Raw genomic sequence first — 25043 nt, 5'->3', positions numbered from 1 at the left:
AACACTTCCTTCTGTTGTTGGATTAGACGTACGCTCGGGTAAGAAATCTAGACGTCATGCCCGTACTCCTCTCCCATACATGGTATCGGAATATATTGCCATGATATGGCTTTATACATACCATGAAAAATGCCATTGACAATGTAAAGAACATCCTCAATGGCATTTATTTTATCTAACAGAATCAATTGGTTAGAAAACGACCTCATTCCCACTCAATCGTCGCAGGCGGCTTGCTGGATACATCGTAAGTCACGCGATTGATGCCGCGGACTTCGTTGATGATGCGCGACGAGACTTTCTTCAGCAAGGCATAGGGCAATTCGGCCCAATCGGCGGTCATGAAGTCCGTCGTCTGTACTGCGCGCAGCGCCACGACATAATCGTAGGTACGGCCATCGCCCATGACTCCCACCGACTTGACGGGCAGGAACACGGCAAAAGCCTGGGACGTCAGGTCGTACCAGTTCTTGCCGCTGTTGTGATCGACGGTCTTGCGCAGCTCTTCGATGAAGATGGCGTCGGCGCGGCGCAAAAGGTCGGCGTATTCTTTCTTGACTTCGCCCAGGATGCGCACCCCCAGGCCGGGACCCGGGAACGGGTGGCGGTACACCATGGCGGGCGGCAGGCCCAGGGCGACACCCAGTTTGCGCACTTCGTCCTTGAAGAGCTCGCGCAGCGGCTCAAGCAGCTTCAGATTCATGTCGTCGGGCAACCCGCCGACGTTGTGGTGCGATTTGATGGCGACGGCTTTGCCGGTTTTCGACGCGGCCGATTCGATCACATCCGGGTAGATGGTGCCCTGTGCCAGCCAGCGGGCGTTGCTGAGCTTGCCGGCTTCGGTCTGAAAGACCTCGACGAATTCCTTGCCGATAATCTTGCGCTTGGCTTCGGGGTCGGCGACGCCGGCCAGCTTGCCCATGAAGTCATCGGTGGCGTCTACGTGGATGACCTTGATGCCGAAATGGTCGGCAAATGTCGACATGACCTGCTCGGCCTCGTTCAGGCGCAGCAGGCCGTGATCGACAAAGACGCAGGTGAGCTGGTCGCCGATGGCTTTATGGATAAGCGCGGCGGCGACAGAGGAATCCACGCCGCCCGACAGCCCCAGTATGACTTCGTCGCTGCCGACTTGGGCCCGGATGTTGGCGATGGCTTCTTCGACATAGTCGGGCATGTTCCAGTCGCGGCTGCAGGCGCAGATTTCCGTGACGAATCGGGCCAGTATGGCTTCGCCCTGAGTGGTGTGGGTGACTTCAGGATGGAATTGCAGCGCATAAAAGCCGCGCTCTTCATCGGCCATGCCGGCAATCGGGCAGGAAGGCGTGGAAGCCATCAGCTTGAACCCGGGCGGCAAGGCGGTGACTTTATCGCCATGGCTCATCCAGACCTTGAGCATGCCATGCCCTTCGGTCGTGATGAAGTCCTGCAGACCGTCCAACAGGCGGGTATGGCCGTGGGCGCGCACTTCGGCATAGCCAAATTCGCGGTGATCCGACCACTCTACTTTCCCGCCCAGCTGGGAGGCCATGGATTGCATGCCGTAGCATATGCCCAGCACGGGTACGCCGGCCTTGAAGACCTGGGCCGGGACCTTCATGGATTCTTCTGTATAGGCCGATGCGTGGCTGCCCGACAGAATGATGCCTTTCAAGCCTGGCTGCGCCTGAATGAACGCGTCGTCGACGTCACCCGGATGGATCTCGCAATATACGCCCGCTTCGCGGACGCGCCGTGCGATAAGTTGAGTGACTTGTGAACCGTAGTCGAGGATGAGGATACGCTGGTGCATGGCTTGAGGAAAAAAAGAAATCAAGGCGTTAATGTAACGTATTGAGGCCTGTTACGCTGGCGTAACCAGGCTGGTAAGGCTACAGTTCCGGGTAACAAGGAGCATTAATGCAACAAAAGCAGTCTGCCGTTTCACTGTCATTTTCGGGCTTCGTCGCGCTGGCCGTGGCCATGGGCATCGGCCGTTTCGCCTTTACTCCCTTGCTGCCCATGATGCAAAGCGATGCGGGGCTGGGGCTGGCTGAAGGCGGATGGCTGGCCAGCGCCAACTACCTGGGCTATCTGGCCGGAGCGTTGGCCGCGGCGGTGCTGCGCTGTTCACCCGCTACCTTGCTGCGCGCGGGCCTGCTGCTGGTGGTCGTCACCACCTTGCTGATGGGGATCACCGGCAACTGGTTCAGTTGGCTTGCCTGGCGTTTTATTGCGGGATTCGCCAGCGCCTGCGCACTGGTGGGGACTGCGTCGCTGTGCCTGTCCAGGCTTGCCGCGCTGGGGCAATCGCAACGCGCGGGCATGGTGTTCGCCGGCGTGGGCAGCGGGATCGCCATCGCGGGACTGCTCTGCATGGGCTTGGGGCTGGCTCTGGTGCGCTCGTCGCATGCCTGGCTTGTGCTGGGCCTGCTCGCGCTGATCGGCATGTGGCTGGCCCGGCCTTTGTGGAGCCGCCCGCCTGCCACAAAGGCATCAAGCCCGTCCAGCGCAGAAACCAGGTTGACAACGGCCAGCTACTGGAAGCTCGTGCTGTGTTACGGCCTGTTCGGCTTTGGCTATATTCTGCCCGCCACGTTTTTACCCGCCCAGGCCCGGATGCTGGTCCAGGACCCGGCTATTTTCGGTCTGGCCTGGCCGCTGTTCGGGCTGGCGGCGGCCGTCTCCACCGTGATGGCCAGCCGCTTGTTTGCTTCCTGGCCGCGCCGTGCATTCTGGGCGGTCTGCCAACTGATCATGGCGGCGGGCGTCCTGCTGCCGGTCATCTGGCCGGGCATGGCCGCCATCATGATCGCCGCCCTGTGCGTGGGCGGAACCTTCATGGTCATCACCATGCTGGGCATGCAGGAAGCCCAGGCGACAGGCGGCGCGAAGGCCAAGCAGTTGATTGCCGCCCTGACCGCCGCCTTCGCGACAGGCCAGTTGCTGGGGCCGATATGCTTCAGCCTGAGCCATGCCTGGTTCAATACCGACCTGGATTTTGCGCTGGTCCTGGCGACAGCGGGCCTGGTCGCAGCCAGTGTATGGCTGTTGATTCCCGACGCATCCGCTGTGCCCGCCGCAAACGATGCGGGCAGCGCACATTGAACGCCATCCCTCTTTTGAAGGAATAAAACCATGTCTAGCAAACCCGCCCGCACATCAACCTTTGTCCTGGTGCATGGCGCCTGGCACGGCGGCTGGTGCTGGTCCCGGGTGGCCGAACGCTTGCGCGCGGATGGACACATTGTATACACGCCAACGCTGACCGGACTGGGGGAACGCAGTCACTTGCTGAACCGGGAGGTCACGCTGCAGACCTTTGTCGATGACATCGTCAATGTGCTGGCCTGGGAAGATTTGACCGAGGTCGTTCTAGTAGGCCACAGCTTTGCCGGGCTGGTCATTACGGGGGTGGCGGACGCCGTCCCGCAAAGATTGAGCCGGCTGGTCTACCTGGACGCCTTCATTCTGGAAAGCGGCATCAGCACGTTCGATAGCCTGCCCGCCGAGGTGGCGGCCAAGATGGAAGCCGCCGCGCAGCAAGTGTCCACTGCGGCGCCCGCCTTGCCGCCGCCCAAGCCCAAGCACCTGGGGCTGGCAGCGCCTGAAGATATCGCCTTTGTCCAGTCACGCCTGACGCCGCAGCCTTTGGCGGCCTATCAAACCGCCCTGCAGCTGAAACACGCGCCGGGCAACGGCCTGCCCTGCACGTATCTGCACTGCATCAGTCCACCCTTCGCGCCGGTTGAAAACACCAGTGCCTGGGTGAAAAGCCACACGGATTGGCGTTGGGAAGCGCTGGACAGCGGCCACGATGCCATGGTGTCACACCCGGACCGGGTTTGCGCAGCGCTGTTGCAATCCAGCTGAAGTTAAAAAGGGCCGGGTCCTGCGACGCAGGAACCGGCCCTTTCGGCCTGCCGATTGTTAGCGAATGCTAATCGGCCCGGTAATTAGGCGCTTCCTTGGTGATCTGCACATCGTGCACGTGCGACTCGCGCACGCCTGCCGAGGTGATCTCGACAAACTCGGCCTTGGTGCGCATGTCTTCGATGGACGCGCAGCCGCAATAACCCATGGAGGCGCGTATGCCGCCGACCAGTTGGTAGATGATGGCGATGACGCTGCCTTTATACGGCACGCGGCCTTCGATGCCTTCGGGAACGAGTTTATCGACGTTGTTGGCGGGGTCCTGGAAGTAGCGGTCGGCCGAGCCGTCGGCCATGGCGCCCAGGCTGCCCATGCCACGGTAGGACTTGTAGGAACGCCCCTGGAACAGGACCACTTCACCGGGCGCTTCTTCCGTACCGGCGAACATGCCGCCCATCATGCAGGCGGAAGCCCCCGCGGCCAGGGCCTTGGACACATCGCCCGAATAGCGGATGCCGCCATCGGCAATCAAAGGCACGCCCGTGCCTTCCAGCGCCTTGGCCACATCGGAAATGGCCGTGATTTGCGGTACGCCCACGCCCGCCACGATGCGGGTCGTGCAGATGGAGCCTGGGCCGATACCCACTTTGACGCAGTCCGCGCCCGCTTCCACCAGCGCCTTGGCCGCAGCGGCGGTGGCGATATTGCCGCCGATGACCTGGATTTTAGGGTAATTCTTCTTGACCCAGCGCACACGCTCGATCACGCCGGAGGAATGGCCGTGCGCGGTGTCGACAACGATGACGTCGACGCCGGCGGCGGCCAGCTTTTCAACGCGCTCTTCCGTGCCCTCGCCCACGCCCACGGCGGCGCCGACGCGCAACTGGCCTTGGCTGTCTTTGGACGCATTGGGATGCTCGGTGTTCTTGACAATGTCTTTGACGGTGGCCAGGCCGCGCAACTGAAAGGCGTCGTTGACGATCAGGACGCGCTCAAGGCGATGCTTGTGCATGAGCGCCTGGGCCTCGTCCAGCGTGGCGCCTTCTTTCATGGTGATCAGGCGGTCTTGCGGCGTCATGATGTCGCGCAGGGGGACATCGAGCCGGTCTTCAAAACGCAGGTCGCGGTTCGTGACGATGCCGACCAGCTTGCCGGCCTCGACGACCGGCAGGCCGGAAAAACCATGCTGGCGCTGCAAGGCGATGGCATCGCGCACCTTCATGGTGGGTGTCACGGTGACCGGGTCGATCACAATGCCGAACTCGTGGCGCTTGACGCGGGCGACTTCGCGCGCCTGTTCTTCGGCGGTCAGGTTTTTATGGATGATGCCTATGCCGCCTTCCTGGGCCATGGCGATGGCCAGGCGCGCTTCGGTCACCGTGTCCATGGCGGCTGAAACCAGCGGAATATTCAGGGTGATGTCGCGCGTGAAGCGGGTGGCAAGAGATGTGTCGCGAGGAAGGATGTCGGAATACGCCGGCACCAACAATACATCGTCGAAGGTGAGCGCTTTTTTGATGAGACGCATAAACTAGGCTCCGTGCAAAGCAAGATTATACGCCTAAACCTAGGGTCTGTCCCTAGGCCCGCCGATGCAAACCGGCCTGGCCTAGGGAGTTTGAACGGGCTTTAGCCCAGCCATACTCTTGCGTTGCGGAATATGCGCAGCCAGGGGCTGTAGCCGCCATGCGCAGCATCGCGGCCGCCGCTATCCTTGCTGCCCCAACGCTCGGGCGCCCACGACATCATCACATTGCGCGTGACGCGCTCGGGGTGCGGCATCATGACGGTGAAGCGCCCGTCCGCCGTCGTCACGCCGGTCAGGCCCTGCGGGCTGCCGTTGGGATTGTAGGGATACTGCTCGGTATGCTGGCTGCGATGATCGATGTAGTGCAGCGCGCCATGGACCATGGCCAGGTTGCCCTGGGTGGAAAAATCGGCATAGCCCTCGCCGTGCGCCACGGCAACCGGTACACGTGTGCCCGCCATCCCCTGCAGGAACAGCGACGGCGAATCGGCAATCTCGACCAGAGACAGCCGGGCTTCGTATTTCTCGGACTGATTGCGGGTAAAGCGCGGCCAATGCTCGGCGCCGGGAATCATCCCCGCCAGCGCGGCCATCATCTGGCAGCCATTGCACACGCCCAGGGCAAAGGTATCGGGCCTGGCGAAGTAGGCGGCAAACTGGTCGGACAATTGGTCATTGAAGCGTATGGTACGCGCCCAGCCTTCGCCGGCGCCCAGAACGTCGCCGTAGCTGAATCCGCCCACGGCCACCATGCCCTGCACCTCGTCCAGCCTGGTTCGTCCAGACAGCAGGTCGGTCATGTGGACGTCAAGCGCCTCGAAGCCGGCCTTGTCGAAGGCCCAGGCCATTTCAACCTGGCTATTGCAGCCCTGCTCGCGCAGAATCGCGACCTTGGGGCGCTTGCCGGTGGCAATGAACGGGGCAGCAATATCTTCTTGCGGGTCGAACTCCACCAGCGGCGCAAGGCCGGGGTCGGTTTTGTCCTGCCACAGATCGAACTCCGCCTGCGCGCAGGCGGGATTGTCGCGCAGCGCCATGATGCGGCGGGTCACTTCGGCCCACTGCTGGCCCAGATCGGCACGCGGTTTTTGATACACGCACTGGCCGTCGCGATAAAACTGGATTTCGTCCAGGGTGTTGAGACTGCCGATCACGTGGGAATGGGCGGACAAGCCTGCCTGGCGCAATTGCTGCAGGACATGGTCGCGCTGGGCGGCTGGTACCTGGATCACCGCGCCGGCTTCTTCCGCGAACAAGGCTTTCAGGGTGATCTCGTCGCGCTGGACCGACACTTGTTCAGGCCGTATTTTGTAATCGCCCCAATCGGCCGCCACGGGGTCGATGGTGAGCATGTCGAGGTTGATCGAAACACCCACGTGGCCGGCAAAGGCCATCTCGCACACGGTGGCCAGCAAGCCGCCGTCGGAACGGTCGTGATAAGCCAGGATCAGGCCTTCAGCCGCCAATTGGCGTATGGTCTTGAAGAAGGCCCCCAGCGCCACGGCGTCGTCGATATCCGGTACGGTCTGCCCCGTCTGGTTGAAGGCATGCGCCAGGACGGAGCCGCCAAGACGCTGCTGCCCCATGCCCAGGTCGACCAGGATCAACACCGTATCGCCGGCATCGCTGCGCAGTTGCGGCGTCAGGGTGGCGCGCACATCGGCGACCGGCGCGAAGGCGGTCACAATCAGGGACACCGGCGCCACGACCTGGCGCGCCTCGCCCTGCTGATCCCAGGCGGTGCGCATCGACAGGGAGTCCTTGCCCACCGGAATCGACAGACCCAATTGCTGGCACCATTCACTGACCGCGGACACCGTGTCGTACAGGGCGGCGTCCTGCCCTGCCACGCCGCAAGCCGCCATCCAGTTGGCCGACAGCTTGATGTCCCGGATGGACTGCACATCAGCGGCCACCAAGTTGGTCAAGGCTTCGGCAACCGCCATGCGCCCGGAAGCGGGCGCATCGATGACGGCGATGGGTGTGCGTTCGCCCATGGCCATGGCTTCACCGCGCACGCTTTCGTAGTCGGCCAGCGTCACCGCGCAGTCAGCCACCGGAATCTGCCAGGGACCCACCATCTGGTCGCGGCTGGAAAGCCCCCCCACGGTACGATCGCCAATGGTGATCAGGAAATTCTTGCTGGCGACGGTCGGATGGCGCAAGACGCGGTTGATCGCCTCGTGCAGTTCAATGCCGGGCAGGTCCAGCGCGGCGTGCGACGCGGTCATACGCCCGACATCGCGCGTCATGCGCGGCGGCTTGCCCAAGATGACGTCGATGGGCACATCGACCGGACGCAGTTCGGAAACGGGGTCGCCCGCCTTGGCGCCGGCCGTTGCCGCCGCCAGCGCGCTGTCGGGTACCCCGGCCAAGCCTTCGCCGAAGGTGACGCGCAGTTGCCGCTCTTCGGTCGCCACGCCGACCACGGCATAGGGGCAGCGCTCCCGCCGGGCGATCTGGTCGAAACGCGGTAAATCATCCGGCAAGATGGCCAGGACATAGCGCTCTTGCGATTCATTGCTCCAGATTTCCGCCGCCGACAGGCCGGATTCTTCCAGGTGGACTTGCTGCAGTTCGAATAGAGCGCCCCGCCCCGCGTCGTTGACCAGTTCGGGAAAGGCGTTGGACAAGCCGCCCGCGCCCACATCGTGGATGGCAATAATGGGATTGTGCTCGCCCTGCTGCCAGCATCGGTCTATGACTTCTTGCGCCCGCCGTTCGATTTCGGGATTGCCGCGCTGCACAGAATCAAAATCCAGTTCGGCGCTGTTGGCGCCCGCGCTCATGCTGGATGCCGCGCCGCCGCCCATGCCGATGCGCATGCCGGGCCCGCCCAGCTGAATCAGCAGCGCGCCGGGGGGAATCGGGTCTTTGTGCGTCAGGCGAGCGTCGATGGCCCCCAGGCCGCCGGCAATCATGATGGGCTTGTGATAACCCCAGCGCGTGCCGCCCGAGGTCTGCTCGAAGGTACGGAAGTAGCCCAGCAGATTGGGCCGGCCGAACTCATTATTGAAGGCGGCCCCGCCGATGGGACCTTCTATCATGATGTCCAGCGGGCTGGCGATGCGATCAGGCGCCCCATGTACATCGCCCTCCCAGGGCTCGATGGCATCCTTGAACTGCAGGTTCGATACGGTAAAACCGGTCAGCCCCGCCTTGGGCTTGGAGCCGCGCCCCGTGGCGCCTTCGTCACGGATCTCGCCGCCGGCACCCGTTGCCGCCCCGGGAAACGGCGCGATAGCTGTGGGGTGGTTATGCGTTTCCACCTTCATCAGCGTGTGCACGGTGGCGGGGTGATGCCGGTAAACTGGATCGGCGCCAGCCTGCCCCGCGTGGAACAGCGTCGCCGGTCCGCCCGCCATGATGGCGGCGTTATCGGAATAGGCGACGACCGTGCCTTCAGGCTGGGCGGCGTGCGTGGCGCGTATCATGCCGAACAAGGTGCTGGGCTGTTCTTCGCCGTCGATCACCCATTGGGCATTGAAAATCTTGTGGCGGCAGTGCTCGCTGTTGGCCTGGGCGAACATCATCAGTTCGACGTCCGTGGGATTACGGCCCAGATGCTTGAACGCGGCTTCCAGGTATTCGATCTCGTCTTCGGACAAGGCCAGCCCCAGATTGCGGTTGGCGTGCTCCAGGGCGTCCTGCCCGCTGCCCAGCACATCAATGGTCTGTATAGGCTTTCCGGGCAGCGAAGCGAACAAGGGCGAGCCGTCGAATGCGGCGTCCACCACGGTTTCGGTCATGCGGTCGTGCAGGCAGCCGGCCAGCGTTGCCAGTTGTCCGGCATCCAGCGTTTTGCTGCCCAGCAGGCCGCGTGCGGGCGTGATTTCGTAGCGGATGCCGCGCTCGATGCGCCGAATGCCCGGCAGGCCGCAATTGTGTGCAATGTCGGTGGCCTTGCTGGCCCAGGGCGACACGGTGCCCAGGCGGGGCACCACCCGCAATATCAGGGCATGTTTACTGGCTTCGCCCGCCTCGGCGGCCACACCGTAATCCAGCAACTGGCTCAGTTTGGCCTGTTCTTCCTGGTCTGGCGCGGTTTCCATCCAGACGTAGTGCTCGAACCGGCCTTGAATGTCGGCCACCGGCAGGCCCAGATCGGTAAAACGCTGCAGCAGGCGCTCGCGGCGGAAAGAGGACAAGACCGGGGAACCAAGGAAATACTGGATGGAGTTCACGATGCAGCGCAAGGAAAGAAAAGGAATATGCCATTTTACCCGTTTGCAGCAGGACGGGCGGCCGGCCGGGCGCTTTTCGCCCGGCCCGGCTAAGAACCCGGATAAATCACTTCCAGGATATCCAGCTCATCGACGCCGGCAGGCGTGCGCAAGGTCACCGTATCGCCTTCCCGCGCCTTCAGCAGAGCCCGGGCGACCGGGGAAATCCAGCTGATCCTCCCCTGCAGGGGCTCGGCCTCGTCGACACCGACGATGGTGACCCGGAAGGTTTCGCCTTTCTTGTCCGAGTACTCGACCGTCGCGCCAAAGAACACTTGGTCTTTGTTCGGCTGCGCCGCCGGATCGACGACTTCGGCGATTTCAAGCCGCTTGGTCAAAAACCGCATGCGCCGGTCGATTTCCCTGAGCCGCTTTTTGCCGTACAGGTAATCGCCGTTTTCAGAGCGGTCGCCGTTCGATGCGGCCCAGGACACGACCTGGACGACAGACGGGCGTTCATCGTTCATCAGATGGGCCAGTTCGGCGCGCAAGCGCTTGTACCCTTCGGTGGTCATGTAATTCTTTGTGCCGGCCGGCAAAGGGACCGATTCGGCCCCCAGGTCCTCATCATCATCGTGATCGGACTCTTTGACGAATGCTTTACTCATAAGGATCGACTCCTTTCAATCATCCGCAAGGGACGGCGGCCCGCCCTAGACCCAATCGTGCCAGACCGGCGTCAAGTCGGCGGGCAAGGCGGGGACGCCGCCCAGATCCAGCTTGCCTTCTTTGGGGCTATGAAAGTCGGAACCGCAGGAAGCCAGGAAACCGTAATGGCGCGCTACCTGGGCGTATTCAGCATACTGGTCGGGCCTGTGGCTGCCGGTCACGACTTCAATGCCCGCCCCGCCGATGTCCTTGAACTGGCTGAAGAAAGCGCCGAACTGCAGCGGCGTATAGTCATAGCGTCCGGGATGCGCCACAATGGCCCGCCCGCCGGCGCCGGTAATCCAGTCGACCGCCTGTTCCAGCGTGGACCAGTGCATAGGCACGCTGACGGGCTTGCCGTCGCCCAGGTATTTCTCGAACACTGCCTGCATGTTGGCGCAGTAGCCGTTCTCGACCAGAAAGCGGGCGAAGTGCGTGCGGCTGATCAGCGCGGGGTTGGCGGCATAGGGCAAAGCGCCTTCGTAGGCGCCCGGAATGCCCAACTGCTCGAAACGGTTGGCCATTTCCTTGGCGCGCACCGTGCGGCCGACCCGGATGTCGGCCAGGCCCGCATTCAGGTGCTCGTTGCTTTCGTCGATACCCAGGCCAAGAATATGCACGGTGTGCTGGGCCCAGGTCACTGAAATCTCTACACCCGGAATAAACGCCATATCGTGGGCACGCGCGGCCTCGCGGGCCAGCGCCAGGCCGGACGTCTCGTCGTGGTCGGTCAGCGCCCATAACTGCACGCCATTTGCATGGGCGCGCGCAGCCACTTCCTGCGGCGTCAGGACACCATCGGAAATGGTTGAGTGGCTATGTAGATCGACGTTAATACCTATGCTCCGGTTGAATGATGATCGATGTCAATCAAACAGTGTAGCGCCTTAGGCCAGCAGAAAGCGCTGGACGGGCTCAATTTGATCATTGCTGCGGAATGTCGGCGCGTGGCCGACATTGGGCACGTTGTGCAGGCTGGCGTGCGGATTGCGCGCCAGCATTTCCTGGGCGGTATCGGCCGTCAACAAGTCAGACAGCTCGCCGCGGACCAGCAGGATAGGCGCAGTGATGCTTTCATAAGCGCCCCAGAGCAAGCCCTCGGACGCCTTGACCGCCTGTTCGGACTGGCCCGCAAAGGGCTCGGCAATACGCAGATCATAATGCTTGACCCAATGGCTGCCCTGCTGGCAGAAAACGTGCCGGGTCAGTTCCTCCCAGCCTTGCTGATCGTGCGTGCCGAACCCGGCCGACACGCTGCGCACGTAATCCACCGCCTGCGCAAAGCTGTCGAATTGCATGGGCTGGCCGACATAGCCGGCGATGCGCTCCAGGCCGGACAGGCTTAGGCTGGGTCCAATATCATTGAGCACGACCTTGCCCAGGCGCAGGGTCTGCTCCGCCGCCAGGCCGGCATCGCCCCGGGCCGGCCGCATGGCGGCGGACATGGCCAGCGTACCTGCCAGGGCCAGGCCGATCAGGCCGCCCATGGAGGTGCCCACCCAATCAAGCTGCGTGACGTTCAGGCGCGCGATCAAGGTCAGCATATCGGCCGCATACTGCGGCACAACGTAGAACGAGGGATTCGCCAGCCAGTCTGACTTGCCCCGGCCCACTACATCGGGGCACACCACACGATACTCGCCGGACAAACGGGCGGCCAGGGTGTCGAAGTCGCGGCCGGTACGGGTCAGGCCGTGCACGCACAGCAGCACCTTGTCATTGTCCGGGTCGCCCCATTCCCAATAAGCCATGCGATGCGTGCCGGCCGGGCTGGCGCACATCACGTAATCGAGTCTTGGCTGGGTAGCGGGAGACAAGCGGCTTGCATCGGTCATGGAATTCATCGCTCTTTCTGCATCATCAGTGTCCAGGACCGTCGATTGTAGCGTCTGATATACCTGCGGGACATCAAATGTGCAAAGCATGGCCCAGCGCGCGCAATGCCGCCTCTTGAACCGCTTCGCCCAAAGAAGGATGCGCATGGATCGTACCGGCGACGTCCTCCAGCCTTGCGCCCATCTCCAGCGACTGGGAAAAAGCGGTGCTCAGTTCCGACACGCCGCGCCCGACCGCCTGCCAACCCACGATCAGATGGTTGTCGCGCCGCGCGACGACACGGACAAAGCCGTCCGTCGACTCGATGGTCATGGCACGCCCATTGGCGGCGAAAGGGAAGGACGCGCTGATGACGTCCATGCCCTGGCGTTTGGCATCGTCGGGGGCCAGGCCGGCCACAGCGATTTCGGGGTCGGTAAAACACACCGCTGGAATCGCGGCCGGGCTGAAGCGCCGGCGCTTGCCCGCGATGATCTCGGCCACCATTTCGCCCTGCGCCATGGCACGGTGCGCCAGCATGGGTTCGCCCGCCACATCCCCTATCGCCCAGGCGTTGCGCATGGACGTGCGGCATTGATCGTCGATGCGCAGGGCCGGCCCATTCATGTCCAGCAGCAATGATTCCAGCCCATATCCCTGCGTACGCGGACGGCGGCCCACCGCGACCAGCACCTGATCGACCGGCAGGACGGTTTCGCCGCTCTGCCCGGCCGCCACGCGCAAGCCCCGTCCGGATTCGTCCATGCCCTGCACACGGCTGGACAAATAGAGCGGCACGCCCAGCTTCTTGAGGGCTGCCTGCACCGGCTTGACCAGTTCGGCATCATAGGCCGGCAAAATGCGGTCTTGCGCCTCGACGACGCTGACCTCGACGCCCAGCTTGCGATAGGCCATGCCTAATTCGAGCCCGATATAACCCGCCCCCACGACCGCGATGCGCTGGGGCAATACTGACGGAGAAAGGGCCTGGGTGGACGACACCACCGGACCGCCAAAGGGCATGAAGGGCAACTCGGCCGGCTCGGAACCCGTCGCCAACAATAAATGCTCGCAAATGAAGCGCTGTGGCTTGCCGCCTGCCTGGCCGGGCTGCTCAACGTCAACCGTCTTGCCGTCGATGATGCGCGCCCAGCCCTTGACCAAGCGGACGCCATTCTTTTTGAGCAAGGCGTCTACGCCGCCGGTCAATTTACCGACGATAGCGTCCTTCCAGGCCACCGTCCCGGCGATGTCCACGCTGGGCGACTGCAGGCTCAGCCCCAAAGGCGTCCCACCCGCATACTGCGTGAGCTTATGGAACTCCTCGGCCGCGTGAATCAGGGCCTTCGAGGGGATGCAGCCTATGTTCAGGCACGTTCCGCCCACGTTGCCGGCTTCGACCAGCGTCGTCTGGACACCCAGTTGGGCGGCGCGGATGGCCGCCACATACCCGCCGGGGCCGCCGCCAATAACCAATAAAGTCGTTGTTTGCATAGAAGTGGCCTACTCCACGAACAGCATGGCCGGACACTCCAGGTATCCGCGTATTGTCTGTATGAACTCGGCGGCGTGCATGCCATCGACCACACGATGGTCGAAAGACGAAGACAGATTCATCATCTTGCGCGCCACCACTGCGCCGCCCAGGATCACCGGGCGCTCGACCATGCGGTTGACGCCTACGATGGCCACTTCCGGATGGTTGATGACAGGCGTTGAAACGACCCCTCCCAAAGCGCCAAGGCTAGTAAGCGTAATGGTCGACCCCGACAGTTCCTCGCGCGCGGCACGGCCGGCGCGGGCGGCATCGGCCAGCCGCGCGATTTCCGCTGCGCAGGCCCAGAGATCCAGCGTTTCGGCATGCCGCAGAACCGGCACCATCAGGCCCGATTCGGTCTGGGCGGCAATGCCCAGATGGACAGCGCCATAACGTGTCACCACCCCGGCTTCGTCGTCATAGCGGGCGTTGATTTGCGGGAAGTCGCGCAGGGCCAGCACCATGGCCCGCGCCAGCAAGGGCAGGATGGTCAGCTTGCCGCGCTCGGCGCCCCATTGCGCGTTCAACCGCGCCCGCAGCGCGTCCAGCTCGGTCACGTCGACTTCCTCGACATAGGTGAAATGGGGAATCCGGCGTTTGGACTCCTGCATTTTCTCGGCAATCTTGCGCCGCAGGCCAATGACGGAAACCGCCTGCTCATCGTCGCGTGGCGCATAGCCCGCGGCACGGCCGGCCGCGGCGGAACCCATGGCCCCGCGCGCTAGATAGCTGTCCAGGTCATTGTGGGTAATCTGCCCCCCTCCTCCCGTGCCCGGCACGTACTGAAGCTCGATGCCCAGATCCCAGGCGCGCTTGCGCACCGCCGGCGAGGCCAGCGGCTTTTCCCCGGCGGGACGCGCCGCCGCATGACCGGCGCCCGCGGCGGGCTGGACCTGGGGTTGAGATTGGGCCGGCTGGACTTGGCCTGCCTGACCTTTGATCGGTACTTGAGCGGGACCCGGTGTGGCCACGTGCGCGTCGGCGCCGCGCTCCTGGACGGGGGCCGGTGCAGTGGCATCTTCCGCCTGCGCCGCCGTCTCGGTTCGCTCCACGGGCCGCTTCTGCTTCGCGCCCGCCGCCGCATTGCCCGGGCCGTCCACTTCCAGGCGGATAAGCTCCGAGCCCACCGCCATGACTTCGCCCACCTTGCCGCCCAGCGCCTGGACCTTGCCGTCGACCGGCGACGGCACCTGCACCGTGGCCTTGTCGGTCATGACGTCGGCCAGTACTTGATCTTCGACCACCGTATCGCCAGGCTGGACATGCCACTCGACCAATTCAACCTCGGCAATGCCTTCACCGATATCCGGCATCTTGATGATGTGTATACCCATGATCAGTCGCCCCCCTTTTGCTCAAGCGCGTGCGCCGCGTCGGGATTCATGACCCGCCGGTAGGCATCGGCAACGCGTTGGGGGCTGGGGAAATACGCCCATTCGTGCGCGTGGGGATAGGGGGTGTCCCATCCCGCGATGCGCTCTATCGGCGCTTCCAGGTGATAAAAACAGTGTTCCTGCACCAATGCAGCCAGTTCCGCGCCGAAACCGCTGGTCTGCGTGGCTTCGTGCAGGATCACGCAGCGCCCTGTTTTCTTGACCGAGGCAACGAGGGTGTCCAGGTCCAGCGGCCAAAGACTGCGCAAATCGATGACTTCAGCGTCGATGCCCGACTCGCTTGCCGCCACTTGCGATACATACACCATGGTGCCGTAGGTGATGACCGTGAGGTCGGCGCCTGGGCGGACCACCGAGGCCGACTCCAGCGGCACGGTGTAATAGCCTTCGGGCACCTTGCCCAAAGGGTGTTTGGACCAGGGCACCACGGGCTGATCGTGATGGCCGTCGAAAGGCCCGTTATACAGGCGTTTGGGTTCAAGGAAAATGACGGGATCATCGCACTCGATCGCGGCAATCAGCAAGCCCTTGGCATCGTAGGGGTTGGACGGCATGACGGTACGCAGGCCGCTGACGTGGGTGAACATGGCTTCGGGACTCTGGCTGTGGGTCTGCCCGCCGTAGATGCCGCCGCCGCAAGGCATGCGTATAGTCAGCGGCGCGATGAACTCGCCCGCCGACCGATAGCGCAAGCGGGCCGCTTCCGAAACGATCTGGTCGGTGGCCGGATAAAAATAATCGGCGAACTGGATTTCGACCACCGGACGCAAGCCATAGGCGCCCATGCCCACCGCCGCGCCCACGATCCCGCCTTCGGAAATGGGCGCATCGAAAACGCGGGACCGCCCATACTTGGATTGCAAGCCTTCGGTGCAGCGGAACACCCCGCCGAAATACCCCACGTCCTGCCCAAAAATCACGACATTGTCATCGCGCTCCAGCATGACGTCCATGGCCGACCGCAAGGCCTGGATCATGGTCATGGGCGTGGTCTTATTCTGTGTTGAATGCGCAGCCATGGCTATACCCCCAGTTGCTGGCGTTGACGGCGCAAATGCCAGGGCATGTCTTGGTAGACGTCCTCGAACATGGTTGCCACGCTTGAGGTCTGGCCGGTGGCCAGCGTGCCGTGGCTTTCCGCCTTCTTCTGCGCGGCAATGACTTCGGCTTCGTATTCCTTCTGGGTACGGTTGTGCTCGTCTTCGGACCAGGCGCCGATGCCTATCAGATGCTGCTTCAGGCGGTTGATGGGGTCCCCCAGCGGGAACCGCGCCCAGTCATCCGCCGGCCGGTATTTGGAGGGGTCGTCAGAGGTGGAATGCGGGCCTGCCCGGTAAGTGACCCATTCGATCAGGGTCGGCCCCAGATTCCCCCGCGCGCGCTCGACCGCCCATTTGGACGCCGCGTACACGGCAAGAAAGTCATTGCCGTCCACCCGCAGCGACGCAATGCCGCTGCCCACGCCGCGCGCCGCGAAGGTATTGCTTTCGCCGCCCGCCAGGGCCTGAAAACTGGAAATGGCCCACTGATTGTTGATGACATTCAGAATCACGGGCGCCTGGTATACATGGGCAAAGGTCAGCGCGGTCTGGAAATCGGCGGCAGCCGTCGCGCCGTCGCCAATCCAGGCCGACGCGATCTTGGTGTCGCCCTTGATGGCCGAGGCCATGGCCCAGCCCACCGCCTGAACGAACTGCGTCGCCAGGTTGCCGGAAATGCTGAAGAAGCCGTGTTCGCGCATGGAATACATGACGGGCAGCTGCCGGCCCTTCAAGCGGTCGCAATCATTAGAAAACAGCTGGCACATCATGTCGATCAAAGGCACATCTTGCGCGATCAGCAGGTTCTGCTGGCGATACGACGGGAAGCACATATCGCCTTTGGACAAGGCCAGCACCTGCGCGACGCCTATGGCCTCTTCGCCCAGGCTCTGCATATAGAAAGACATCTTTTTCTGACGCTGCGCGATCAGCATCCGCGCATCGTAGATGCGGGTCTTGATCATGGCCTGCAGGCCTTTGCGGAGCAGTTCGGGGGCGACGGCTTCGGCCCAGGGCCCCACCGCCTTGCCCTGGTCATCGAGCACGCGCACAAGCGTGCCGGCCAGATCGGTGGTGTCGATGGCTGTCGTGTCGAGGGGCGGTTTACGGACAGCGCCGGCAGGGGCCAGGCGCAAATAGGAAAAATCTGTGGCGTGCCCGGGGCGCCCGGAAGGCTCGGGCACATGCAGCCTAAGTGGTGTGTTTTGTCTCATGCTTATGAAAATATCTTGTGGATTTTTCGTAACAGCTACGGTGTTTTGTTCGTTCCGCCTTGTGAGCAGATAAAAAACATCATCGCCGATTCGACATTTTTGCGCAAGCCAGGGCGATCCGGCCCGCTTTTGCCGCAAAAGCGCATAATAGTAATCATGCTATGTGTTTTCAGGTCTTCGGACATGACAAAGGAAGCCTATGCTCGGTAACGGAGAACTCATCGCCCGGCTCTTGCTGGGCGCGGCGCTTGGCAGTGTGATCGGCTTCGAGCGGGAAAGGCTCTCGTGGGCGGCGGGCCTGCGCACGCATATGCTGGTATGCGTGGGGTCCACACTCATCATGATCGTGTCGGCCTTCGGCTTTAGCGATATCCTGGGCGCCGATCATGTCACGCTTGATCCTTCTCGGGTCGCGGCGCAAGTGGTTTCAGGCATCGGTTTTCTGGGCGCCGGCTCGATTCTGTTGCGCGGCGAAGTGATCCGCGGGCTGACCACGGCAGCCAGCCTGTGGTCAGTGGCGGCCATTGGCCTGGCGGTAGGCGGCGGACTCTATGTCGCTTCCATTGCGGCGACCATCATCATCTTGATTATTCTGGCGGGCCTCAAGCCCCTGGAACAGCGCTACATCGTCAGCAAGCAACAGCGCCGCATGCAACTGGTGGTCGAGCGTGGATCGCTCAACCTGCGTGTCTTGCACGAAACGCTGGGGCCGGGCAGCGCCCGCATCAAGCAATTTGTCATGCAGCACAGCGAAGACTCGGCAGAGCTTGATGAGGTACAGATCACGCTGTCCCGAGTGTCGCCGGCGCAGTACCACGCGATACGCGAGCGTCTGCAGGCCATGCCGACCGTACACAACTTGCACGAAGACGCCGACTGACCGGCGCCGGCTACGCTATGTCCAGGGCAAGCACATTGCGCTTTTCAGCTATTTGCCGGAGGTCAGCTGGTTATAGCTGTTGATCAGATTCCGATAATCCGGAATATGGTTGGAAAACAATGTACCCAGGCCTTCCACATCATTGCGCCAGTCGCGATGCAGCTCGCACGCCAGCCCGAACCAAGTCATCAGTTGCGCGCCCGCCGCTGACATGCGGTCCCATGCCGAATGGCGTGTGATCTCGTTGAATGTGCCCGACGCATCGGTGACCACGAACACTTCATACCCGGCCTCGATGGCCGACAACGCTGGAAACGCGACGCAGACTTCGGTCACGACACCGGCGATGATCAATTGCTTCCTGCCGGTGGCTTCTATGGCCTTCACAAAGTCGTCGTTGTCCCAGGCATTGATTTGCCCGGGACGGGCAATGTAGGGCGCATCGGGAAAGGATGCTTTCAGCTCTGGCACAAGCGGGCCGTTGGGGCCGTCTTCAAAGCTGGTGGTCAGAATGGTGGGCAGCTCGAAGTATTTGGCCAGGTCAGCCACGGCCAGCACGTTGTTCTTGAACTTGTCCGGATCAATATCCCGAACCAGGGAAAGCAGGCCGGTTTGATGATCGACCAACAGCACCGCGGCCTGGGTCTTGTCAAGACGTTTATAAACAGTCGTCATGTTTGTCTCCTTGGACGTTGACGTTGGAAAATACTGGGTTTGCACTGGAGATAGCATAAGCTTCGAACGCATTTTCTGATAGAGCGCAAAATCTGACATCACCGTTCTATTTATGGAACGATGGGCGGCCAGCAGGGTGTAATAGCCGTTCCCATTCGCCCATCGGCATCATCGGGTTTGCCAGTACCGCCGCCCAGCCACTCTTTCGCTACGCGCCTGCAGGCCATCGGCGCGTGAACGCAGGCTGACGGCGCCATGATGATCGGTCCGCCAGAATACGGCGCCGCTATCCTGCCAGCGCGCTTCGACCTCGGCGGCGGGGTGGCCGTAGCGGTTCCATGCAGCCACTTGCGCAATCACATGCGCGGCCTGTACTTCAGCGACGAATTCGGGGCTGGATGACGTCCTGGAACCATGATGCGGCGCCACGACCACGTCCGCCGCGCCCAGCCCCCGATCGACCAGGGCGGCTTCCTGGCGGCTGCCGACGTCGGCGGTCAACAAAGCCGAGTGATGCCGGCCGCGCACGCGCAGCACGCAAGCCTGATCGTTGCGCGCATTGCGCGACGCCCCGCGGCCGCTGGCGCCCGCCTTGGACGCCAGCGGCCACAAGAACTCGAATGACACGCCATCCACATGCCACGTCATGCCGTATTCGCACGGCGACATGACGGGCGGAAGCGGCGGCAACTGGCCCGGCATGCCCAGCAGGCGGGCCTCGCGCGCCAGATAGGCGCTTAGGTCGAAGGAGCTGTACGTTTGCTGAACCGGCAAGGCCTCGAGCATGCTGCGCACGCCGCCCGCATGGTCGAGATCGGCATGCGATACGATCAGCGCACCCAGCCGGGCGATGCCTTGCGAGCGCAGGAATGGCCAAATGCTGCGCTGGCCGGCATCCGATGTGGCGCTGCTGCGCAGGCCTGCGTCGAAAAGGATGGCGTGGCGCGCCGTCTGGATGACGATGGCGCCGCCCTGTCCCACATCCAGCGCGTGAAGGTCCCAACCGCCTTCCGGCGGCCTGCCCGGCCGCCAGAGCAGCGCCGGCACCATCAGCAGCCAGGCCAGGCGGCGGCCGGGCAGGCCGTAGGGCAGCGTGGCCAGCACCAGGCCCAGCATCGCGCCTGCGGTCAACCACGGCGGCGCGGCCGCAACCTTGAAACTGGCCATCTTGAACCCGGCAAACCACTGGGTGGGCCCCATCATGAAATCCAGCGCCGCATGCCCCAGCCAGGCGAACAGGGACGCAAAAAATTCCAGCCCCGGCATCAGCGCAACACCCGCCAGCAACAAGGCCAGCGGCGTCACCAGCAGGCTGATCACCGGGATGGCATAGGCGTTGACCAGCGGCGACGCAAGCGAGACTTCGTGAAAGATCACCGCCAACAGGGGCATCAGCCCGGCCGTGATCGCCAGTTGCAGGCACGCTGCCGTCCACAGGAACGCCGACAGGCGCTGCCGCCGGGTCAGGACAGCCTGGCCAACGGCCCGGCCGTACCATCCGCTGCTGGCCATCAGCACGTAGACCGCGCCGAAGGACAGCCAGAAACCGCTGGCCAGCAAGGACCAGGGGTCAAGCAGAACCACCACGAAGGCAACCAACGCCAACAGCCGGAAGGCGGACAAAGGCAGGCGAAGTATATACGTTAGCGATACCACAGCAAGCATGAAGAAAGTGCGGCGCGCGGGCACGCCCCAGCCGGCCAGCAGGCAATACAACCAGGCCACCAGCAATGCAGCCAGGGCTGCGGCCACCTGCGCGGGCACACGCTCGGCCAACGCCCGGCCCCGCCAGCGCAAGCGCCGCCAGGCATTGAAAACCGCGACACCCCCCAATGCGGCGATCATGGTGATATGCGATCCGCTGATGGACACGAGATGGGTAATGCCGGTCAGGTTGAAGACCTCCCAGTCGTCAGCCTGCACGCTGGCCTGATCCCCGATCGCCAGGGCCAGCAGCACTGCCCCGTAACGCTTGCCTTCCAGGTAGGGCTGCATGGCGGCGCGCACCACATGCCTTGCCCGTTGCGCCATGATGGGCAGGCTGGCCCACGGGTCGTCGTACAGGAGCCGGGGCTTGCCGCGCACGCTGCCCAGGGCGCGCACGCCATGCGCAAAAGCATAGGCTTCGTAATCAAACGCATTCGGGTTGCGCGCGGCTTGCGGGCGTTTCAAGGTCAGCGCCATCCGCCACACTTGGCCGGGCATCAGCTCGGGAAACGAAGCCGGGGCGCGGTCGGCGCGGCCATAAGGGCCGGCCCACTGCGCTGCCGTCCACGACACCTGGATGCGGGACGGCACACCGCCGGGCAGGGACGACATCACGTCGGCTTCAAATTGGCGGCTGTCCGGATTCAGCCGCGGCAGGCCCGCCACCCGCAACACCACGCGCGAGACTTGGTTTTCATTATCGTCGTGCAGGCGGTCCGCCAGACGCTGCTCGACGCGCGCCAGGGTCAGCAGCAGGCCTGCCGTCGCCATCCATAAAGGCATCAGTACGCCATAGCGCCGGCGACGGGGCGAGCACCCGATAATGATCAGGCTTGCCAATACCGCGGCCACGCACAAGCCCAGCCACCAGGCACGTCCCGGCATGTGCGATAAGCTGTGCACGGCGCCGCCGGCCGTCACAAACGCCAATAGACTGATGCGCCCCGTCACCCGAATACGCTCCCAAATCAGTCAGCGTAATCGGAGGCGAAGGAAAAAAATCGTCAACGGGTCAAAACGGGCCGGCCCGGAAAACACGGGCGCACAAGGCGCGGAGCGCATGGCCTCGCAGGATGGGCCCATCAACACAAGGGGGCTTTACCCCAGCAAATCAAGCAGGCGCCGCAGCTCCGTCTGTTCCACCGCCGACAGCCTGGCGCTGATCCGGGCGTCGTGCGCCTGGATAGCCTGCGTAATAGTGTTCAGGGCCTGCCGGCCCGGGCCCGTCAACGTCAATGCATGCGCACGCTTATCCACTGTCGAATCGGTGCGCGCCACAAACCCGAGCTTTTCCAGCGAGTTCACCACTTCCACCGCGCCGGACCGGGCAATGCCCATGGCTTGCGCCAGTTCGGTCAGTTTCATGCCCGAGTTGTTGTGAATGATGGTCATGGCCGAAAAACGCGGCGGCGTGATGGACCACACACTCAATGCGTCCAGAAAATCCTGGTAGATGCGAATCTGTGCGCGCCGCAAGGCATAGCCCACCAGTTCGTCCAGAACGCCATAGTCCACACCGGGTACTTGGGCCCCCGTGGACTCGCCGCGCTGCGCGGGAAGACGTTGGTTGGGACGGGAACTTAATTTTTTGCCCACTGCTTTTCCTGAACAATCCGCAAGCCGTGAAGAGTAACCCATGTGCTCCGTCCAGACGGCTCATGCCTTGATACACATCAAAAATCCGGGTAAGTCCTTATAGGTATTAACCCCTGCTAGATTGTTATGATACATAACAAATAAGGAGACCAGCCTTGAAAGTCATTATCGTCGGCGCAGGCATAGGCGGCCTGGCCCTGGGGCTTATGCTGCACCAGCGCGGCATCGAATGCGATATTTTTGAAAGCGTGCGCACCCTTAAGCCATTGGGCGTGGGCATCAATCTGCTGCCCCATGCGGTGACGGAACTGGATCAATTGGGCGTGCTGGATACCCTTGCGGAAAATGCGATTGCCACATCCGCCCTGCACTATTACAACCGCCATGGCCAGCCCATCTGGCAAGAGCCGCGCGGCTTGGCGGCAGGCTATGCCGTCCCGCAGCTGTCCATTCATCGCGGCGAACTGCAGCTGTCCCTGGCCCAGCTCGCCATCCAGCGCCTGGGCGCCAGCCATCTGCATACGGGCCTGGCGCTGGAATCCCTGACGCAGGATCCGCAGGGCGTCACGGCCTTTTTCCGCAACCGCAATACAGGCGATACAGAAGAAGTCCGGGGCGATCTGCTGATCGGCGCAGACGGCATACATTCCGCCGTACGGCGTCACTTCTATCCGCAAACCGACGAACTGCGTTTTTCCGGGCGCATGTTGTGGCGGGCCATCACCGACAGCAACCCTTATCTGGATGGCAGGACCATGTTCATGGCGGGCCATCAGGATCAGAAATTCGTCTGCTATCCGATTTCCGAGCCGCTTCGGCAACAAGGCCGATCCCGCATCAACTGGATCGCCGAGCTGCGCGTGCCTAATCCGGATCTGCCGCGTACCGATTGGAATCGCGTGGTGGACGCGTCGGTGTTTGCCGACAGCTTCGCGTCGTGGCAATGGGATTGGATAGACATTCCCGAGATCATTCGCGGCGCCGAGGCGATCTATGAGTTCCCCCTGGTCGACAAAGACCCACTACCGCGCTGGACCCACGAACGGGTCACGCTGCTGGGCGACGCCGCCCACCCAATGTATCCCATCGGTTCGAATGGGTCGGCGCAGGCCATACTGGACGCGCGCTGCCTGGCTGACCGATTGCAGGCACTGGGCGCGCAACGCCAGCCCGATATCGAACTGGCGCTCAAGGAATACGAAGCAGAACGGCTGCCCATCACCGCGGGCATCGTCTTGCGCAACCGGTTGAACGGACCTGAACAGGTCATGCAGTTGGCGCACGAGCGGTCGCCGGACGGCTTCCAGCACATACACGAAGTCGTGCCCGAAGCCGAGCTGGCCGACATCGCCGCACGCTATAAACGGCTGGCAGGCTTTGATCCGGCCAAGCTTCAAAGCCGCGCTTGATCCAGCGGCCAACCCGCAAGCCTGAAAGGACTGAAACCGATGACCTCGCCCGCCCTGCCCCCCGACCTGGAACATATCGCCACCCTCGCTGTAGAGGTGGCCGCGCCGCAGGAAATCGGACACACCCCCAGCGGCAGGCGCCGCGTCATCCCCATCACCGGCGGCATCGTCACGGGCCGCCTGGCGGGCCGCATTCTGCCGGGCGGAGCCGATTTCCAATCCATACGATCGCACACCTTTACCGACATTCACGCGCGCTATGTCATCGAAACTGACCAGGGCGAAACGGTTTACGTGGAAAACACGGGCATACGCACGGGTTCGGCGGAAGACATCGCCGCTTTGGCGCATGGCCGGCCGGTGAGTCCTGAACGCATTTACTTCCGCAGCTATCCGCGCTTTGAAACGGCCTCGCCCCGGCTGGACTGGCTTAACACGCATCTGTTTCTGGGCACCGGCGCCCGCTACCCCGATCGCGTCGAGCTGAATTTTTTTCTTGTCCGCTAACACAGAATACCTACACAGGAGACCCCACCCATGAAGCCAGCCATCCTGCACAAGCTGCTATCGGCAGCCTGCCTGACGCTCATTTCGGCCGCCGCACTGGCCGCCTACCCGGATCAACCTATACGCCTGACGGTTGGTTTTCCCGCCGGCACCGGTCCCGACATTGTTGCGCGCACCGTGGGCGACCAGTTGGCAAAAGAAATCGGTCAATCGGTCGTCGTCGAAAACAAGGCTGGCGCCGGCGGCCAGATTGCGGCCTACTCCGTTGCGCGCAGCGCGCCCAATGGCTACAACATTCTGCTGGGCGAGGTGGGCTCCATCAGTATCTCGCCCGAAACCACCGCCAATCTTTCATACAAGCCTCTGGAAGAGTTCGAACCCATTACCGAAGCCGTGCGCGCCAACTTCGTTCTGGTGACCCCCGCCGACTCCCCCCACAAGACGCTGAGCGATTTTGTCGCCGCCGCCAAGGCCAGCGCGGAACGCTTTAATATCGCCACTTTCGGCGCCGGCACGCCAGGTCATTTTGGCGCGGAAATGCTGGCCGAGGCGGGCGGCTTCAAGATTGAACCGGTTCATTACCGCTCCACCGGCGATGCGGTCACGGCCATCATCGGTGGACAAGTACAAGGCGCCTTCGTCACGACCGCGATGGCGGCGCCGCAGCTGGCCGCCGGCAAAATGCGGGCGCTGGCCATCACCGGGGCGGAACGCACGCAGATGCTGGCCGACATCCCAACCTTCAAAGAGCAAGCCATGCCCGAAGTCGACTTTGGCGCCTGGTTTGCCTTCTTCGCCCCCAAAGGCGCGCCCAGCATAGCGTTGGACACGCTGAATCAAAAAATCGTCGAGGCACTGAAAGCCGACGGCGTTCGCAAGACCCTTGAAGGCAACGGCTTCGTGATCGTGGGCTCCGAACGCAAGGCGTTGGCGGAGTTGCTGATTGCCGAGCAGCAGCGCTGGGCGGACGTCGTCAAGAAAACCGGCTTCAAGATCCACTAGCAAGGCCGCGCCGCAA

Annotated in this window: 20 protein-coding genes; 6 read left to right on the top strand and 14 right to left on the bottom strand. The window is 62.9% G+C overall.

Annotation, left to right across the window (positions count from 1 at the left end):
• Window positions 1-205 precede the first annotated feature (205 nt).
• Entirely contained in the window at window positions 206-1792 is a 1587-nt protein-coding gene (gene guaA / locus RE432_RS13210; RefSeq protein WP_310933862.1) for a glutamine-hydrolyzing GMP synthase, read from the bottom strand.
• Window positions 1793-1899: 107 nt separating this feature from the next.
• Here guaA and RE432_RS13205 point away from each other — a divergent pair, with 107 nt between their 5' ends.
• Both RE432_RS13205 and RE432_RS13200 read left to right on the top strand, forming a co-directional pair.
• Complete coding sequence (locus tag RE432_RS13205) at window positions 1900-3087, top strand: YbfB/YjiJ family MFS transporter (protein ID WP_310933861.1); 1188 nt, start codon at window positions 1900-1902, stop codon at window positions 3085-3087.
• A 30-nt stretch (window positions 3088-3117) separates the two neighbouring features.
• Window positions 3118-3852 carry an alpha/beta fold hydrolase gene (locus RE432_RS13200; RefSeq protein ID WP_310933860.1) on the top strand — a complete coding sequence of 245 codons (735 nt, stop codon included), beginning with the start codon at window positions 3118-3120 and terminating at the stop codon, window positions 3850-3852.
• Between the two features lie 67 nt (window positions 3853-3919).
• Here RE432_RS13200 and guaB read toward each other — a convergent pair whose 3' ends face one another.
• From guaB to RE432_RS13150, 10 genes are all read right to left on the bottom strand, one after another.
• A complete protein-coding gene (gene guaB / locus RE432_RS13195; RefSeq protein ID WP_310933859.1) occupies window positions 3920-5380 on the bottom strand; it encodes an IMP dehydrogenase in 1461 nt (486 codons plus the stop codon).
• A 101-nt stretch (window positions 5381-5481) separates the two neighbouring features.
• The gene (purL, locus tag RE432_RS13190) at window positions 5482-9564 is read right to left on the bottom strand and encodes a phosphoribosylformylglycinamidine synthase (RefSeq protein WP_310933858.1); all 4083 of its coding nucleotides are present in this window, start codon (window positions 9562-9564) and stop codon (window positions 5482-5484) included.
• 89 nt (window positions 9565-9653) lie between these two features.
• A complete protein-coding gene (greB, locus tag RE432_RS13185) occupies window positions 9654-10211 on the bottom strand; it encodes a transcription elongation factor GreB (protein WP_310933857.1) in 558 nt (185 codons plus the stop codon).
• Between the two features lie 45 nt (window positions 10212-10256).
• Window positions 10257-11087, bottom strand: a complete 831-nt coding sequence (locus RE432_RS13180) for a 3',5'-nucleoside bisphosphate phosphatase (protein WP_409079875.1) — start codon at window positions 11085-11087, stop codon at window positions 10257-10259.
• 51 nt (window positions 11088-11138) lie between these two features.
• The gene (locus tag RE432_RS13175) at window positions 11139-12086 is read right to left on the bottom strand and encodes an alpha/beta fold hydrolase (protein WP_409079874.1); all 948 of its coding nucleotides are present in this window, start codon (window positions 12084-12086) and stop codon (window positions 11139-11141) included.
• A gap of 73 nt (window positions 12087-12159) precedes the next feature.
• Entirely contained in the window at window positions 12160-13560 is a 1401-nt protein-coding gene (lpdA, locus tag RE432_RS13170; protein ID WP_310933855.1) for a dihydrolipoyl dehydrogenase, read from the bottom strand.
• A 9-nt stretch (window positions 13561-13569) separates the two neighbouring features.
• Complete coding sequence (locus tag RE432_RS13165) at window positions 13570-14937, bottom strand: dihydrolipoamide acetyltransferase family protein (protein ID WP_310933854.1); 1368 nt, start codon at window positions 14935-14937, stop codon at window positions 13570-13572.
• Between the two features lie 2 nt (window positions 14938-14939).
• Entirely contained in the window at window positions 14940-16016 is a 1077-nt protein-coding gene (locus tag RE432_RS13160; protein WP_310933853.1) for an alpha-ketoacid dehydrogenase subunit beta, read from the bottom strand.
• A 2-nt stretch (window positions 16017-16018) separates the two neighbouring features.
• Entirely contained in the window at window positions 16019-17251 is a 1233-nt protein-coding gene (locus tag RE432_RS13155; protein ID WP_310933852.1) for a 3-methyl-2-oxobutanoate dehydrogenase (2-methylpropanoyl-transferring) subunit alpha, read from the bottom strand.
• A gap of 35 nt (window positions 17252-17286) precedes the next feature.
• Window positions 17287-17436 carry a hypothetical protein gene (locus RE432_RS13150; protein ID WP_310933851.1) on the bottom strand — a complete coding sequence of 50 codons (150 nt, stop codon included), beginning with the start codon at window positions 17434-17436 and terminating at the stop codon, window positions 17287-17289.
• 14 nt (window positions 17437-17450) lie between these two features.
• Between RE432_RS13150 and RE432_RS13145 the strand changes: the two genes are divergently transcribed.
• On the top strand, window positions 17451-18131 hold the full coding sequence (locus RE432_RS13145; protein ID WP_310933850.1) for an MgtC/SapB family protein: 681 nt from the start codon (window positions 17451-17453) through the stop codon (window positions 18129-18131).
• 48 nt (window positions 18132-18179) lie between these two features.
• Here RE432_RS13145 and ycaC read toward each other — a convergent pair whose 3' ends face one another.
• The 3 genes from ycaC to RE432_RS13130 all read right to left on the bottom strand — a co-directional run bounded on the left by ycaC (window position 18180) and on the right by RE432_RS13130 (window position 22109).
• Window positions 18180-18806: an isochorismate family cysteine hydrolase YcaC gene (ycaC, locus tag RE432_RS13140; protein WP_310933849.1), complete on the bottom strand. Its 627-nt coding sequence runs from the start codon at window positions 18804-18806 to the stop codon at window positions 18180-18182.
• A gap of 168 nt (window positions 18807-18974) precedes the next feature.
• Window positions 18975-21464 (bottom strand): DNA internalization-related competence protein ComEC/Rec2, encoded by a 2490-nt coding sequence (locus RE432_RS13135; RefSeq protein WP_310933848.1) that lies wholly within the window; start codon window positions 21462-21464, stop codon window positions 18975-18977.
• Between the two features lie 147 nt (window positions 21465-21611).
• Window positions 21612-22109, bottom strand: coding sequence for a MarR family transcriptional regulator (locus RE432_RS13130; protein WP_310933847.1), 498 nt, complete (start codon window positions 22107-22109; stop codon window positions 21612-21614).
• 155 nt (window positions 22110-22264) lie between these two features.
• Here RE432_RS13130 and RE432_RS13125 point away from each other — a divergent pair, with 155 nt between their 5' ends.
• From RE432_RS13125 to RE432_RS13115, 3 genes are read left to right on the top strand one after another with little or no spacing between them, the layout of a single operon-like run.
• Entirely contained in the window at window positions 22265-23518 is a 1254-nt protein-coding gene (locus RE432_RS13125; protein WP_310933846.1) for a flavin-dependent oxidoreductase, read from the top strand.
• 39 nt (window positions 23519-23557) lie between these two features.
• Window positions 23558-24025 carry a DUF3237 domain-containing protein gene (locus RE432_RS13120; protein ID WP_310933845.1) on the top strand — a complete coding sequence of 156 codons (468 nt, stop codon included), beginning with the start codon at window positions 23558-23560 and terminating at the stop codon, window positions 24023-24025.
• Window positions 24026-24055: 30 nt separating this feature from the next.
• Complete coding sequence (locus tag RE432_RS13115; protein ID WP_310933844.1) at window positions 24056-25027, top strand: tripartite tricarboxylate transporter substrate binding protein; 972 nt, start codon at window positions 24056-24058, stop codon at window positions 25025-25027.
• Window positions 25028-25043: the final 16 nt, after the last annotated feature.

It is taken from the genome of Pusillimonas sp. SM2304 (genome assembly GCF_031628915.1).
Taxonomy (GTDB): Bacteria; Pseudomonadota; Gammaproteobacteria; order Burkholderiales; family Burkholderiaceae_B; genus Pusillimonas_C.
The sequence above is the reverse complement of the archived record's forward strand: the minus strand, read 5'-3'. Positions and strand labels throughout refer to the sequence as shown.

Excerpts from the sequence above, each read along its gene's own strand:
- RE432_RS13175 (WP_409079874.1), bottom strand. The coding sequence starts at position 12,086 with ATGACCGATGCAAGCCGCTTGTCTCCCGCTACCCAGCCAAGACTCGAT.
- guaA (WP_310933862.1), bottom strand. The coding sequence starts at position 1,792 with ATGCACCAGCGTATCCTCATCCTCGACTACGGTTCACAAGTCACTCAA.
- RE432_RS13120 (WP_310933845.1), top strand. The coding sequence starts at position 23,558 with ATGACCTCGCCCGCCCTGCCCCCCGACCTGGAACATATCGCCACCCTC.
- lpdA (WP_310933855.1), bottom strand. The coding sequence starts at position 13,560 with ATGCAAACAACGACTTTATTGGTTATTGGCGGCGGCCCCGGCGGGTAT.
- RE432_RS13150 (WP_310933851.1), bottom strand. The coding sequence starts at position 17,436 with ATGTCCGAAGACCTGAAAACACATAGCATGATTACTATTATGCGCTTT.
- RE432_RS13115 (WP_310933844.1), top strand. The coding sequence starts at position 24,056 with ATGAAGCCAGCCATCCTGCACAAGCTGCTATCGGCAGCCTGCCTGACG.
- RE432_RS13200 (WP_310933860.1), top strand. The coding sequence starts at position 3,118 with ATGTCTAGCAAACCCGCCCGCACATCAACCTTTGTCCTGGTGCATGGC.
- RE432_RS13145 (WP_310933850.1), top strand. The coding sequence starts at position 17,451 with ATGCTCGGTAACGGAGAACTCATCGCCCGGCTCTTGCTGGGCGCGGCG.
- RE432_RS13165 (WP_310933854.1), bottom strand. The coding sequence starts at position 14,937 with ATGGGTATACACATCATCAAGATGCCGGATATCGGTGAAGGCATTGCC.
- greB (WP_310933857.1), bottom strand. The coding sequence starts at position 10,211 with ATGAGTAAAGCATTCGTCAAAGAGTCCGATCACGATGATGATGAGGAC.
- RE432_RS13160 (WP_310933853.1), bottom strand. The coding sequence starts at position 16,016 with ATGGCTGCGCATTCAACACAGAATAAGACCACGCCCATGACCATGATC.
- guaB (WP_310933859.1), bottom strand. The coding sequence starts at position 5,380 with ATGCGTCTCATCAAAAAAGCGCTCACCTTCGACGATGTATTGTTGGTG.
- ycaC (WP_310933849.1), bottom strand. The coding sequence starts at position 18,806 with ATGACGACTGTTTATAAACGTCTTGACAAGACCCAGGCCGCGGTGCTG.
- RE432_RS13155 (WP_310933852.1), bottom strand. The coding sequence starts at position 17,251 with ATGAGACAAAACACACCACTTAGGCTGCATGTGCCCGAGCCTTCCGGG.
- RE432_RS13205 (WP_310933861.1), top strand. The coding sequence starts at position 1,900 with ATGCAACAAAAGCAGTCTGCCGTTTCACTGTCATTTTCGGGCTTCGTC.